General features: G+C 42.5%; 11 protein-coding genes. 7 read left to right on the top strand and 4 right to left on the bottom strand.

Annotated elements, in window-relative coordinates:
- The first annotated feature begins 387 nt into the window (after nucleotides 1-387).
- From FTT71_RS08205 to FTT71_RS08220, 4 genes are all read left to right on the top strand, one after another.
- The gene (locus FTT71_RS08205; RefSeq protein WP_180160859.1) at nucleotides 388-1,311 is read left to right on the top strand and encodes a VacJ family lipoprotein; all 924 of its coding nucleotides are present in this window, start codon (nucleotides 388-390) and stop codon (nucleotides 1,309-1,311) included.
- 101 nt (nucleotides 1,312-1,412) lie between these two features.
- Nucleotides 1,413-2,381 carry an RsbU family protein phosphatase GigA gene (gene gigA / locus FTT71_RS08210; RefSeq protein ID WP_096902424.1) on the top strand — a complete coding sequence of 323 codons (969 nt, stop codon included), beginning with the start codon at nucleotides 1,413-1,415 and terminating at the stop codon, nucleotides 2,379-2,381.
- A gap of 113 nt (nucleotides 2,382-2,494) precedes the next feature.
- Entirely contained in the window at nucleotides 2,495-3,022 is a 528-nt protein-coding gene (gigB, locus tag FTT71_RS08215) for an anti-anti-sigma factor GigB (RefSeq protein WP_004975187.1), read from the top strand.
- 21 nt (nucleotides 3,023-3,043) lie between these two features.
- Nucleotides 3,044-3,868: a carbon-nitrogen hydrolase family protein gene (locus FTT71_RS08220; RefSeq protein WP_004975186.1), complete on the top strand. Its 825-nt coding sequence runs from the start codon at nucleotides 3,044-3,046 to the stop codon at nucleotides 3,866-3,868.
- 80 nt (nucleotides 3,869-3,948) lie between these two features.
- Here the strand turns inward: FTT71_RS08220 and gspE are convergent, their stop codons facing one another.
- Complete coding sequence (gspE, locus tag FTT71_RS08225; RefSeq protein ID WP_004975184.1) at nucleotides 3,949-5,436, bottom strand: type II secretion system ATPase GspE; 1,488 nt, start codon at nucleotides 5,434-5,436, stop codon at nucleotides 3,949-3,951.
- 102 nt (nucleotides 5,437-5,538) lie between these two features.
- Between gspE and FTT71_RS08230 the strand changes: the two genes are divergently transcribed.
- Together FTT71_RS08230 and FTT71_RS08235 are read left to right on the top strand one after the other, a co-directional pair.
- Nucleotides 5,539-6,360 carry a hypothetical protein gene (locus FTT71_RS08230; protein WP_004975182.1) on the top strand — a complete coding sequence of 274 codons (822 nt, stop codon included), beginning with the start codon at nucleotides 5,539-5,541 and terminating at the stop codon, nucleotides 6,358-6,360.
- A gap of 9 nt (nucleotides 6,361-6,369) precedes the next feature.
- A complete protein-coding gene (locus FTT71_RS08235) occupies nucleotides 6,370-7,293 on the top strand; it encodes a mechanosensitive ion channel family protein (RefSeq protein WP_096902425.1) in 924 nt (307 codons plus the stop codon).
- Between the two features lie 48 nt (nucleotides 7,294-7,341).
- Here the strand turns inward: FTT71_RS08235 and FTT71_RS08240 are convergent, their stop codons facing one another.
- Nucleotides 7,342-10,380: a DUF2339 domain-containing protein gene (locus tag FTT71_RS08240; RefSeq protein ID WP_180160860.1), complete on the bottom strand. Its 3,039-nt coding sequence runs from the start codon at nucleotides 10,378-10,380 to the stop codon at nucleotides 7,342-7,344.
- Between the two features lie 182 nt (nucleotides 10,381-10,562).
- Here FTT71_RS08240 and polA point away from each other — a divergent pair, with 182 nt between their 5' ends.
- The gene (polA, locus tag FTT71_RS08245; RefSeq protein WP_180160861.1) at nucleotides 10,563-13,322 is read left to right on the top strand and encodes a DNA polymerase I; all 2,760 of its coding nucleotides are present in this window, start codon (nucleotides 10,563-10,565) and stop codon (nucleotides 13,320-13,322) included.
- 162 nt (nucleotides 13,323-13,484) lie between these two features.
- Here polA and FTT71_RS08250 read toward each other — a convergent pair whose 3' ends face one another.
- Both FTT71_RS08250 and proC read right to left on the bottom strand, forming a co-directional pair.
- Nucleotides 13,485-14,054 carry a YggT family protein gene (locus FTT71_RS08250; protein ID WP_180160862.1) on the bottom strand — a complete coding sequence of 190 codons (570 nt, stop codon included), beginning with the start codon at nucleotides 14,052-14,054 and terminating at the stop codon, nucleotides 13,485-13,487.
- 42 nt (nucleotides 14,055-14,096) lie between these two features.
- Nucleotides 14,097-14,924, bottom strand: coding sequence for a pyrroline-5-carboxylate reductase (gene proC / locus FTT71_RS08255; RefSeq protein WP_180160863.1), 828 nt, complete (start codon nucleotides 14,922-14,924; stop codon nucleotides 14,097-14,099).

The following is a 14,924-nucleotide window of genomic DNA, read 5'->3' on the forward strand; positions in this document are numbered from 1 at the left end:
TCTCTTAATGATCTTCTCGATGCTTCGTCAGCATCAAGCTAGGTCGGCTATATTACGCTTTATTTCTAAAGTGTCAACTGGTAATTTAAATTATTTTAAACTTTCTTTCTAAAACCCAACTCAATCATTCTTAACCAAGTCATTGTTTTATCAGAAGTTTTAATCTTCATCACCGCCGATGGATGTGCATTATAGGGCAAATATTTTACCTTGCAAGACTTTTTGCAAAAGAAATATATCAGGTGTTTATTTTTTGTTCATTTTTGCTTTTTCTACACACATTTTGAGCACATTTGCTTTAATACATCGTTTCAATTAACTGTTACTATACACCCATCGGCGATATAACAGCTTTTGCTTACTCAGATTTAAGCGCTAGGATTCTTTATGTATCAACAAAAATATCTTTGGGTGTGCCTTGTTTCTTTAGGATTCATCACCTCAACACATGCGACAATGCCTTCTACTGAAGAAGTTGCTCAAGAAGAAACTACTGAAGTTATTGCGGCAGATTCATCTTCTGAAACTAAAAGTAGTCGTTTGAATGCGCTTAAAGAATTAAAAAATGTAAAAGCCAAAGATTTAAAAGTGAATGCAAATGCTGCACAACCCGATGAAGTCAAAGACCCACTGCAACCTTTGAACCGTCAGATTTATGCATTCAACGATATGTTAGATCGTAATATCGCGCGTCCACTTGCGGTTCAATATACAAAGAAAGTCCCTGGTGAAGTGCGCGGTTCATATCGTCAATTTCGTAAAAACTTGGGTGAACCATGGAATGCGGTTAACCAATTGATTCAAGGTCGTCCTTTACGTGCCGCTAAAACTTTAGGTCGTTTTAGTTTAAATACGATTACCACTTTAGGCATGGCTGACCCTGCACGTCGTTTAGGTTTAGACACAGAAGAAGAAAATTTTGGTACAACCTTGGGCTACTACGGTGTCCCTTCAGGGCCTTATGTTATGTTACCATTTTACGGCCCAAGTACTTTCCGTGATGGTTTTGGCACACTTGTAGATGGTCAGGCGCGTCCACAAAAATACATTTTAGATGGCAATGACCGTTTATATTGGTCGGAGCAAGTTATGCGCGGCCTAGATACACGCTCGCAACTCTTGGATGTAGAACAAGTATTACAGGGCGATAAATATGCCGCGATTCGGGATATTTACTTGCAACGTAAAAACTTTGAAATTGCGGAAAAGAAAGGACTCGATGCCGACAGTATTTCGTTTGTAGATGATGAAACCGAAGAACTTTTTGATGATCAAGAAGAAATAAACCTGCCTGAAGAAAGCAAAGAATAATTTGTAAAACATTTTACTCAAGGTGAGTTTTTACTTTCCTTGAGTATTCAGGCATTGTTATAGTAACGCTTTGTTTAGGTTCAGGGTCAACACAAAACTCTATGTATTTCATTCAACCCACACGTGATATTCCATATCTAGAACAGGTGCTCGACACACTTCCTAGTGTGCAAATGATTCACATAGATGACATCAGCTTGTATGACCCAACCATTATTGCAATTGCCGATGTGCAAGATTATTTAACACATCAATGGAATTTACCCACGATTGTATTGGCCTTTGAAGATGAAGGCACAGCATTGGTGCAAGCATGGGAACAAGGCGCTTTAGCAGGTTGGTTGTGGAGTCGTTTACCAGAAAATCCACCACAAGCCTTACGCAAAATAGACGCACAATATAAACGCAATCAAGACAGCCGCGACTTACCTTCAGCTGCTGAACTACAAAAAAAATTACTGCCCAATCCTATCGAACTGTGCAACTACCGTGTAGATACGTTATTTAAGCCTTCGGCTTATTTGTCAGGCGATTGGTTTGATTACTGGAAAATCAGTGATAAAGAAATCATGTTCTATTTAGCCGATGTCTCTGGGCATGGTGTAACTAGTAGTTTACTAACGTCTTGGATGGCTGCATTTCATGGTCGCTCCAAAACACCACGCGAACTGATTAAGAAGCTGAACGGTATGCTGGTTCAAGAAAATATTGAAAAGCATATCACCATGATTAGTGGGATTTTAAATATTGAAACCCACGAACTGCGTTGGTCGAGTGCGGGGCATTATCCACCTGCCATTATTATCGAACCCAATCAAGCACCTAAAATTTTAAATACCAGTAGTTTTCCTTTGGGACTGACTGAAGATTTAGAAGTTGAGGAATTTGAGTGCGTATTAAATAAACAGGCGCGGTTTATTATCTGCTCCGATGGTGCGTTAGAACCTTATAGTGGTGGTTTGAATGAACAGTTTGAACAATTGGTCTTTCACTTGCAAAATCAATCATTCCAAGCCCCCGATCATGTAGCAGATGATATTGCGATCTTGAGTTTGTGTCGAACAAAATAACCAATAAATCAGCCAGTTAACTTCTCAACCCAAGATATACGACTGTAAGCCACTTGAGTCTATATAGTCGCTATGGGATAATTATCTAATCCTTCTCTGCAAATGGCATTTATATGTCAACAGGTCATGTTGAATATGCAAGTTTGAATGGAACGCATATCTTTAAGCTTTTTGGCGAAGTGCGTGCCCAATCTTGTATTAGTCTAGACAAACTACTCAGTAAAATTGAACAGCAATCTAATGTGGTGGGTGCAATTGTAGATTTAACCCAAACTACATTTATTGACAGTACAGTTTTAGGTGTATTGGCCAAGCTAGGCTTAAAACTGAAACAAATCCATAACATTCAAGCAGTTATGCTATCTACTAATCCAGACATTACTACGCTCGCCAATAGCATGGGCTTAGGACAGGTGTTTGTGATTTTAAATTACTGTGGTGACCCAACTGTCTGCACGCGTGAGCTGGTAGAAGAACACGTCACGCATAGCAATATGCTCACTACGGTATTAGATGCCCATAAAACCCTCATGAAGCTGAATGAAAACAACCAAAATATGTTCGAACCTTTGGTGAAACAGCTACAAAAAGAACAAGATAATCTCGATCAATGTGCTGAGCAAAATCAGCAGAACGCTTGATCTTCACTCAGGAATGCTTTGATGACTTTACTTTCTGTTGCTCAAATGAACTCACAAAATGATATTGAGGAAAACTTCAAAATCATTGAAACATTGATTCAACAAAGTAAAGCCGATGGTGCAGAACTGATCGTTTTTCCAGAAAACTTTGTTTGCTTTGCAGCAGGCAAACAATGCGAAACCGCGGCACAGTTTGAAAGTATTCAACAGCGTTTGGAACAGCTTGCACATCAATATCAAATCTGGATTGTGGCGGGTACATTGCCCTGCCCATATCGCCCTGATGGTTCAACAATTGCAGATGGTCGTGTGCGTACGGTCAGTTTATGTATTAGCCCAGAAAAAACTGAAGCACGTTATGACAAAATTCATTTGTTTGATGTGCAAGTTGGTGACTCTGTTGGTGGTTATCAGGAATCTAAGTTTTTTGAACCCGGCTCTGAAGTCGTTGTGGCGAAAACACCGTTTGGCAACATTGGCTTAATGGTGTGTTATGACTTGCGCTTTCCTGAATTGGCCTTAACTTTACGTGCGCAAGGCGCCAATATTTTAACTGCGCCATCGGCTTTTACTTACACCACAGGTCAAATGCATTGGCAATTGCTCTTGCAGGCGCGTGGCATGGACAGTCAATGTCAGGTTTTAGGTGCAGCCCAACAAGGTTGGCATGGTGAAAAACGTCAGACTTGGGGACATTCAGGCGCTGCCAATTCACGCGGACAGTTATTGTCAATGGTGCAAGACGAAGGTACGCAACTGATTACAGTGCCCTTTGATTTAGATGAACAAAGCAAAATTCGAGAGTCGATGCCGTTAATGCAGCATCGTCGTTTATTGCAATTTTAAAATTGAATTTCAATAAAAAGGGTTGATCAACAATATAGTGATCAACTCTTTGTATTTCTTATCTTAACCTTACTTTTTAGCTATTCAGCCGCTTCATTGGTCACGCGCAGCACTTCTTCCAAAGTGGTTTTACCTGCCAATACCTTACGCAATCCATCTTCACGAATCGAACCTGATTGCTGTCGTGCATAATCTTCCAGTTCATATTCCGCGGCATTGCCATGAATCAAACGGCGCATTGCTTCATCCACAGGGACAATTTCATAAATTGCAGTCCGCCCAGTAAAACCTGTATGTGAGCAATGTTCACAGCCTTTCGGTTGCGGAAGTTTTAAATCGCTTGCATCGGTCACACTTTTAAAGAGTTCTTGTTCAAAGTCATCTGCAGCATGCCATGTGGCGCAGTGCGAACATAAGGTGCGCACTAAACGCTGCGCGATCACCCCAATTAATGAACTTGACAGCAAGAACGGCTCGATGCCCATATCTTTTAAACGGGTGACTGCACCAATGGCCGTATTGGTATGTAGGGTAGACAGTACCAAGTGACCAGTTAAGGAAGCCTGCACTGCAATTTCGGCGGTTTCTAAGTCACGAATCTCCCCCACCATCACCACATCTGGGTCTTGGCGCAGCATGGCTTTTAAAGCACGAGCGAAGGTCATATCCACTTTGGTATTGACCTGTGTTTGCCCAATCCCTTCAAGTTGATATTCAATCGGGTCTTCTGCAGTCAAAATATTTTTAGAACCGTCATTCAGGTCTGACAAAGCTGCATATAAGGTCGTAGTTTTACCCGAACCTGTCGGCCCTGTAACCAAAATAATCCCGTGTGGTCGATGTACCAGTTGCTTTAAGCGCTCATAATCATTTTGCATCAGCCCCAAGTGCGTCATGTTTAAACGACCTGCTTGCTTATCCAGCAAACGCATTACCACCCGCTCACCATGCGAAGATGGCAGCGTTGACACACGTACATCGACCTCACGACCTGCTAGTCTGAGCGAAATACGACCATCTTGAGGGATACGTTTTTCGGCAATATCCAGTTTTGCCATGACTTTAATACGTGACACCAATAAAGGCGCAAGTTCACGGCGCGGTTGCACGATTTCACGCAACTGACCATCGACCCGCAAACGGACTGACAGTTTTTTCTCAAAAGATTCGATATGAATATCCGATGCGCCAACCCGAATCGCTTCAGACAGTAAAGCATTGATTAAACGTACAATCGGTGCATCATCTTCCTGATCCATCAGGTCTTCTGCTTCAGGAACTGAATCTGCCAAACTAAGCAAGTCAGGGTGATCTTCCAATCCCGCAGCGACTTGCTGCGACTCGCCTGTATCACCTGCAAAACTGCTGCTTAATAATTGGTGAAATTCCTGATCGCTACAAAGTTGATGCTGTGCAGGATGCCCCAAAAAACGACGCGCCTCCTGAATGGCAAGCATCGGCGTATTTTCACGACGTACAATAAAGGCATGATCGCCCTCATAACGAATTAACACCCCATGGCGTTTGGCAAAGCTATACGGTATTTGTAATTGTTTCAGTACTTGCATCAGCGATTATAATAATGATGAAAAAATTTAATTTGAGTGTACTCTAAGCGTATGACAGCGTGAAGTCTGTTTTCGCTGATTTATCAAGAAAGGGATAGGCCATTGTCACAAAATCATGAGATTTCAGAAACTGATTCGGCTAAATTAAAATGGTGGGGTGACTATGAGTTTGAGCTCAATCGTCCTAAAACGTGGCAATTTGGCTCACTCTTAGTACGTTTGACCCGTGGTATGCAAGAATGGCGTTTGGAATATTATCGCCCGCAGGTTCAATACGATTATGAACAGCAATGGCATAACATTGATGATCCTGAATTTGCCTTTCCACAACCTGTGAAAATTGAACGCTATATGTTCAAATCTACACAAAGTAAATTACAGCTCATGCCTCGTTTGGCAGACCGTTCAGTGGTGATTAAACCTGTCGATCCAATTTATATTCCTGCGGGGCAACGCGGCACCTTGTATATCAGCACACCGTTGTGGATGTCTGCCTTTGTCGATGGTCAACGTGAACCCATTTTTGATTTGCCGATTATTCGCCCGAAAGATACTTGGTTTGGCCCCAATCATCGTACAGGTGAAATTTGCTATGCCACAGCAGTCGATGGCCGTACCGAATTACATCAATTAAAACCACGTGCATTTCGTGCCGTCACGCCGATTGAATTTCACAACACCAGCAATCAACAATTGCGTTTTGACCGAATGAATGTGCCTGTGCCTGCGCTGCCTTTATTTTTCAGCGAAAGTACAGGTCGTTTATGGACTTCACAAATTAAAGTGATGCATGAAGGTTTAGACCGCCCGCCACGAATTCGGATTGAAAATCGCACCCCGCCACATGCAGGTGAAGTGACCTATTTGCAACCACCGCGTGAAACGGCAGGTGCTTTATTTAATATGTTTGATTCATTTTTCTAAGAGGATGTTATGGCAGATTCCAATATTTCCAAAGAAATCACCAACAGCCTCAAAGGAATTTTTACCAGTATCAATACAGATCGTCTGACCGAAATTTTGGTCGCAATTGTATTGTCTTTGATTGGTTTCTTAATTGCACGTTTTGTTTCCAATACTTTTGTACGCACTATTGGCGCACGTTTTAATGCGCATCAACGCTTAGTTTGGCGACGCGGGATTTTTTACTTTATTTTCCTGCTGTTTGTGATGGCGAGCCTGAAAGAAGCAGGCTTTAAACTCAGCGTGTTTTTAGGTGCAGCGGGTATTTTAACCGTGGCTTTGGGTTTTGCCTCACAAACCTCGGCATCCAATTTAATTAGTGGTATGTTCCTGATTGGCGAAGGTTCTTTTGAAGTGGGCGATACCATTCAAATCACCCTGATTCGCGGACACACCATTGAAGGTGAAGTGATCTCAATTGACTTACTTTCAGTTAAATTGCTGACCCAAGACAATATTTATGTGCGTTTACCCAATGAACAATTGATTCGTGCACCCGTGCATAACTTGTCCAAGTTTCCAATCCGACGTGTGCCCATTACCCTCGCGATTAATTTTCACGAAGATATTATTAAAGTGCGTGAAGTGTTGCTCAGTGTCGCCAATCAATATCCGCTCGTGCTGTCTGACCCTAAACCCGCGGTGACAGTTACAGCTTTCCGTGAATCTTCAATTGAATTGTTGTTTGCGGTGTGGTGTCAGCAAGAAAACTTTTTAAAGGTACGTGATGAAATGCAGGAACGTATCCGTAATGGTTTCCTAGACAACCAAATCGAAATTCCTGTACCCAAAATGGGTTTTGTTGATCATCCTTTATCGCGCCCTTTAAATAATGAAGAACTTGATCAATATGCCAATGCCCAAGCACTGAAACGAGAACCTGACTTAAAGTAATCGTTTCAGTCTTCGACACTTTGCCTCTAACTAAACTTGAGGATCTGCTCAAGCTTTGGAAGACGGCGAAGTGTTGTTTTTTGCGAGATCTGGCTCAGGAATTGGGGCGATATATGCAATCAGTAGCATACCTAAACCTGCAGCAAAGAATGACAGCACGCGCATTAAAGTTCCAATATTAGATAAATCTAAAAGCACCAATTTTAAGGTCACAATCACCAAAATACTGCTGCCTAAAATCCACAAGGCACGTAATTGTTTCAGACTGGCAATCCACATGGCGATACAAGCCAAACTCACCCAAAGCAAGGTCAAACTGAGCTGCACAGTGGCATCTTGCCAAACAGCAATTTGGTTGATTGGCGTTCCCAAATACAGATGTAAGGCACGTAATAGCACATAACTACTTAGCCACAGTAAACTCAAGACCATAATTACCGCTGCCAGGCCTTGGTCTAAATGGGTTTTGCGTTGCAGATTCAACATCCACAAAATAGCCACCAACATGGCTATACTGACCAAATCAAATGGATTCAAAATAGGCAGTACATAGCCGTAAAATGCGTGTTCAGTCAACAGTTGTGAACATAGCATCCACATCAACATGAAGATTAAATTGCTACGCGCATACCAAAATTTGCGCCAATCTGAATCCGGTTGTTGCCACCAACACCACGCCGCAAAGAGCAATGGTAAAATCACCACGCTGCTATACGGATGCTGTGGTAACAGCGTTAAACTCGCCATCGCCAAAATGGGTAACAGTCCTAAACTCAGCCATTCTTTGTCGCTGCGGACAGTCCATAAAGGACGCAACCACAACACACTGAGCACGCCTGCAAACAAGGCAAATAGCAGACGTTCAGTACCCGAAACCCAATGCACCGCTCCATCATAGCTACGGCTGAATAATAAACCTGCTGCAGTGAGCGAAACTGGCGTTAGACCTAACCATTTGGGCAATAGCCATGACCATGTCGCTTGACGAGAAAGTAGTACTTCGTTGATAAGTAAATAAATGACCACCACCGCCAAAAGCGTCTGTACGGTTGCAAGTTCTCCATCAAAGTAATCTAAACCTAACCATAGCCATAAACTGGTTGCAGACAACATCATTAAACACAGTACGCTCGTGGTTGCTGTGCTCAGTTGTTGTCTGAAAGCTGCACGGCTGTTGGAAAACACCACAACCGTGGCATAACTTAGGCTCAGTACCCAATAAATACTGCGCTCGAAATAAGGCAACTCTACTAAATAATACAGCCCAGATAAGCCCGCTACGGCAAACAAACCTAGTGCCAAATAACGGCTAATTTTAGAATATTGAATAAAGGCAAAAATAAACACAGCCACGCCTTGTAATGCCCAACCAATGACACTCCATTGTTCAGGCAGTAAAATAGGTGGAATCAACACACTAAAAATCAGCATCAAACTGAAATAACTTTGTGCAATAAATTGTGTCTGCCGATGCTGTTTGGTCAGCCAATACAAACCTGCAAAAACCACCGCAAATAACAAACTAAAGGCTGCCTGCTCTGCTGTTTCTTCAAAATACATCAGATATAAACAGGCATAACCGACAATGGGTGCGCCAAAAATCAAGGCAAGGTCTAAAATAGGTTTCAGCTGAAACGTGGCGACATCTTCCTGTGCCAAAAGCTGACTAAAGCGAAAACCCAACCAAATAAAAATAGCCGCATGCGCCAAAACTAAAAGCGTTAGCACCTGCCGTTCAAAGATATAACCATGATAAAAGGCATAGCTGCCACCCACCACAACCGTCATTAAAAACGCAATTTGATTTAAATATTTCCACGGACGTAAACTACTTAAAATGGCAACCGAAATATTAATCAGCAAATAATAGGCAATAAATTCAATGGCTGTTGCATTACGAACAGGTAAAGTAAACGGTGCGAAATACGCAATCAGCATTGCCATGAGGGCAAGTTCGACTGATTGTTGTTTTAAACTCAGCCAGAGCGTGAGCAACATCACCACAATAAAACACAGACTGGCGATAGCTAAATTTGGAATGACCAAATTGTAATAGGCAAAAAATAAGGTCAGACACAGCCCAGCCAACCCCAAACCTTGCACACCCAAAGCAAAGCTGCGATTTTTGTTGCGTAACAGATAACCGAATACTGTCACTGCTGCACTCACGCCAGCAACGAACAAAAGTTTCACTGCCAAACTAAATTGCCAATGTTCAGTAGCAAAACGTAGCAGTAACACCACGCCTATGAGTAACACTACAATTGCTGCTTTTAATACAGGATTGCCATGCAACAGCCATGATTGGGCTTGTTGCAATAAACTGTTACTTGATGCACCTGACTCTGTTGCAAAAGGGGCGGCAGACCTTGAGGATTTGGCTAAATCTGGAGCTGAATATTCTTGATGTAGATGCCCTTGATGTGGATGTTCTTGGTCTTGATATGAATCTGGATATGGATAAGAAACTTGAGCTGCTTGTTCCCGAACAGAATTCGGCTCGCTCGATAATGTGGAATCAGATTGAATAGCGATGGTTTCAGGTTGAGAAGCGGTTGATATAACACCATCATCCACATTTGCCTTAACTGATGAAAGACTTGCACCAACTTCAGATGTGTTGGCTAAAATATGCTCTGCGAATTGCGTTTGAGTCTTTCTCTCTTGAGCATTGGTCTTTTGGGGATAGCTCTTTTGAGCATGCGCCTGAAGCTTAGCAGCACTTTGTAATTGCTGTAATTGATACAGTCCTTGCTCCAAACGCTGCAACCATCGCAGCAACATAAAAAACCATGCACTTAAAGCAATCGATGCCAGTAAATACCAATCCAGCAATATCCCTAAAAAAGCAATCAAAGCCGCGATATATAAAGGAGTTTTAGAGCTTTGGCGTTGTACTTGTGACTGTGCATCCACAACCTGTTCCAGTGAGTTCTGCACTCGTCCCACAAAAAACATCACGCTGACCACCGCAGCAACTGCACAGATATAACTCAGCATCGGCACACCGAGCCACCATGCGCCAATTGAAATTATGATTAATAGCATGAACCAAATGATTCGAATTTCATTCTGCTCTGTCTGCATTGCTCTTCATTTTATTGATATTGTCATGGCTCCGATCATACAACAGACAGCACGATTCTGAATCAGGATTCATCAGCAATTCGGTAACTGTGCGTCTGCAACACTTGCCTTAAAAATCAGTTTCTGCGACAACTGCAAAAATCACGTACAATAAACTGCTTATTTGCAGAAGGAATCAATCCATGCCACCATTTGTCTTGGTCGATGGCTCATATTTTCTATTTCGTGCCTTTCACGCACTACCACCATTAACCACGTCAACTGGTTTACATACCAATGCTATTCGTGGCGCGATCTCTGCGATTCAAAAGTTGATGCGTCGTACTCAGCCTACTCACATGGCGGTAATTTTTGATACGCCTGAGCCGACTTTCCGTCACGAACTATCGCCAATTTATAAAGGTGACCGCCCAAGTATGCCTGAGGAACTTTCTCAGCAAATTCCATACTTACATGCTTTAATTCGTGCTTTGGGTATTCCACTTTACATGCTACCAGGCGCAGAAGCCGATGATATTATTGGAACTTTAGCCAAACGTGCCGAAGCCGAAGGACAGCAAGTACTGATTTCTACGGGCGATAAAGACATGGCGCAGTTGGTGACTGAAAAAGTTACCCTTGAAGACAGCTTCAAAGAAAAGCCAATGGATATTCAGGCTGTATTTGACAAGTTTGGCGTATGGCCGCATCAAATTATTGATTATCTGACCCTCATGGGTGATGCTTCTGATGGTATTATGGGCGTGCCCGGCATTGGCGCCAAAACTGCTGCAAAACTACTGGCCGAATATGGCTCGATTGGTGCGATTTTAGAAAATGTCGATCATATTAAAGGCAAAGTCGGACAAAATATTAAAGACAATGCCGATGGCATCGCGCTAGATCATCAACTCGCCAGCATTGTTTGTGACCTTGATCTGAACTTTGGTTATGCCGATCTAAAACTACAAGACCCTAATGTTGAAGCCTTACGCAATTTATATACCGAGCTAGAATTCCGTAATCAATTACAATCGCTCGATCATCCAAATAACCCAAATAACAGCAATTATCAACAAGCTGCAAAAACAGTCGCCGCACCGACAGCCAATGAAATTGAAACTGAAGATCAAGCCACGCAAAGCAGTGTTGATGATCAACTCGGTGCAGCAACATACCACACCATTTTAGATCAGGCGCATTGGGATGCTTTGCTGCAACGCTTGCAAACTGCACAGCGTTTTGCCTTTGATACAGAAACCACCAGTCTGGATTATCGCGTTGCAGAAATTGTTGGTTTTTCTATCGCGTTCGATGCCAAAGATGCCTATTACGTACCTTTGGCGCATGATTATGAGGGCGCACCACAGCAGCTCAACCGTGATCAGGTTTTGGCACAAATCAAACCTATTTTAGAAAATAATGCGGTGGATAAAATTGGGCATCATTTAAAATATGATGCGCATGTGCTTGAAAATCACGGTATTCATTTACAAGGTTGGTATTTCGATACCATGTTGGCATCTTATGTGCTTAACTCTGTCGCAACCCGTCACGGCATGGATGATGTGGCACGCTTATATTTAAGCCACCTGACCACATCTTATGAGCAAATTGCAGGCAAAGGCGTCAAGCAAAAAACTTTCAATCAAATTGAAATTGAAACGGCTGCGCACTACGCTGCAGAAGATGCGCATGTTACGTATCGTTTATATGAAGTGCTGTCTGCGAAGCTACAAAAGCATCCTGAATTGGTCAATATTTTGCACAACATCGAAATGCCTGTGGCGCGTGTGCTGACCAGTATGGAAGAAAATGGCATTCAGCTTGATCTGAAATTTTTAGATCAATTGGGTGTCGATTTTTCCCAAACCATGCAAGATTTGGAAAACCAAATTGTAGAATTGGCAGGTGAAAACTTTAATGTCAGCTCACCGAAACAAGTGGGCGAAATCCTGTTTGATAAACTCGGACTCAAAGGCGGCAAGAAAACCGCAACAGGTCAATACAGTACCAGTGAAAGTGTTTTGGAAAAAATTGAGCATCCGATCAGTAGTTTAATTTTAGACTACCGTGGTTTATCTAAACTCAAAAGCACCTATACCGATGGCTTACTGAAGCAAGCCAACAACGATACGCATCGAGTGCATACCAGTTATCACCAAGCTTTGACTGCAACAGGGCGTTTATCTTCTACTGATCCAAACTTACAAAACATTCCAATTCGTACTGAAATTGGTCGTCAAATTCGTAAAGCCTTTGTCGCACCTGAAGGTCGCGTGTTGTTGGCAGCCGACTACTCGCAAATCGAATTGCGTTTAATGGCACATTTTTCACAAGATGATGCCCTACTCGATGCCTTTAACCATGGACAAGACGTGCACCGCCGTACTGCGGCAGAAGTCTTGGGTATTGCCTTAGAAGACGTAACCTCAGATCAGCGTCGTCAGGCCAAAGCTGTAAACTTCGGTCTGCTCTACGGCATGTCGGAATTTGGCTTAATTCGTCAGCTTGGGTTTACCCGTGAAGAATCACAAAACTACATCAAGCAATACTTCCAGCGTTATCCGGGCATTTATGAATATATGCAACGTACCCGCCAAGTCGCGCTAGAACAAGGTTTTGTAGAAACTATTTTAGGTCGTCGCCTCTATACGCCAGATATTGCTGCACGTAATATGATGGTACGTAAAGCGGCAGAACGTGCGGCAATTAACGCGCCATTACAAGGCTCTGCAGCTGATATTATTAAAATGGCGATGATTGAAGTCGACAAAATGTTACCGCAAGCGCAAGCCAAAATGTTGCTGCAAGTACACGATGAATTGGTATTTGAAGTCGATGCAGATGCGGCAGATGAGCTCGCGCCGAAGTTGGCAGAAGTCATGCAATCTGTGGTGGAAATTTCTGTACCATTGGTGGTGGAAGTCGGAAAAGGCAATAACTGGGATGAAGCGCACTAAAGTCGTTGCGCTCTCTTTTTTCAGCACCTTCCTTCGCCTAGAAGGAGGTCAGGATGCAGGTTATTTGTATTTCTGAAGACTCATTAAGGTCGTCAGCCCAAACTTAAACTACAAAAAAAGGACTCGATTTGAGTCCTTTTTAATGTTTTAGGATAATGCGACTTATAAGCCAGTCAGCAATACAATCGCTACCTGATTCATAATAATTTCAGCGACATATAAAGCCAAAAATGCAATAATTGGCGACAAATCAATCATGCCCATGTTCGGCAATAAACGACGAAATGGTGCTAATAACGGCTCTGCCAACTCTTGAATCACCTCAATATACGGGCCACGAGATTGAGTAAACATCACCACCCAACTCAAAATAATGGTGGCAAAAATCAAATAACGACAGAAACGGATTAAATCCTGAATCATGGTCACAAAAGTCAGAATCAGTAAGTGAATTGGACTATTCGGCATCGCACCATTGAGATACATAACACCAAAAATTTTGAGTAGATACAACACCACCAACAAAGCCAAGGCTGCAGAGTTAACTCGACCTTTGCCAACCGTTGGAAAAATACGTCCAAATACATCTACAATTTTGGTGGCTTTAATGGTTGAAAGCACCACAGGGTTATAAGGACTCACCGCTGCCAATTGCATTAAGAAACGGAAGAATACGAGCAAAATCGCTACGTTAATGATAATGCCAAAAATTAGCGCAGAATTTGCACCCATACTTAAACTTTCCTAAAATTTAAATTCATTGTTTTTCAATAATTAAATACTATCACTCAACTCTTGCGCTAATTCTTGACTACGCGTTTTAGCAGCAGCCAATGCCGCCTGAATATTTTGTGAAATTTGCGCATGATCAAACACTTCAATTGCCGCTTGGGTCGTGCCATTTGGTGAAGTTACATTTTTGCGTAATTCTGCAGGTGTATTCGAGCTGGTAATTGCCATTTGTGCTGCACCCAAAGCAGTTTGTAACGTCAGTGCTGTCGCCACTTTTTCATCTAAACCTAAGTTCTTGCCTGCACGAATCATACTTTCCATCAAATAGAAGAAATATGCTGGCCCTGAACCAGATACTGCAGTCACAGCATCAATTTGCGCCTCAGAGTTTACCCAAATAGTTAAACCTGTCGCTGCCAAAACCTGACTTGCCAATTCACGGTCAGTGCTATTGACCTGTTCGGTTGCATACAAACCATGTGCACCTGTTTGCACCAAAGCAGGCGTATTTGGCATTACCCGCACTACACGTTCTGTACGTAATAACTCAGAAATCGTGGCAATTTCTGCACCTGCAACAATCGAGATCACTAATTTATCTGCAAATTGCCCCTGTAATGGACGTAACACCTGTGCCAAAACTTGTGGTTTTACCGCAAAAACCACAATATCAGCTTCTGCAATCGCAGCTAGATTATCGTCAGTCACATGTACATCTTTTTCTTGCAGAAGCTGACGTACTTGCTCTACAGGGTCTGAAACTGTAATACGTGTTGGCGGTAAACCTCTGGCAATCAAACCGCCAATTAAAGCCTGCGCCATGTTGCCACCGCCAATAAAACTAATATTACAATTCAATACTGCACTCAT

The sequence above is a fragment of the Acinetobacter sp. YH01004 genome, assembly GCF_013420455.1.
Lineage (GTDB): Bacteria > Pseudomonadota > Gammaproteobacteria > Pseudomonadales > Moraxellaceae > Acinetobacter > Acinetobacter towneri.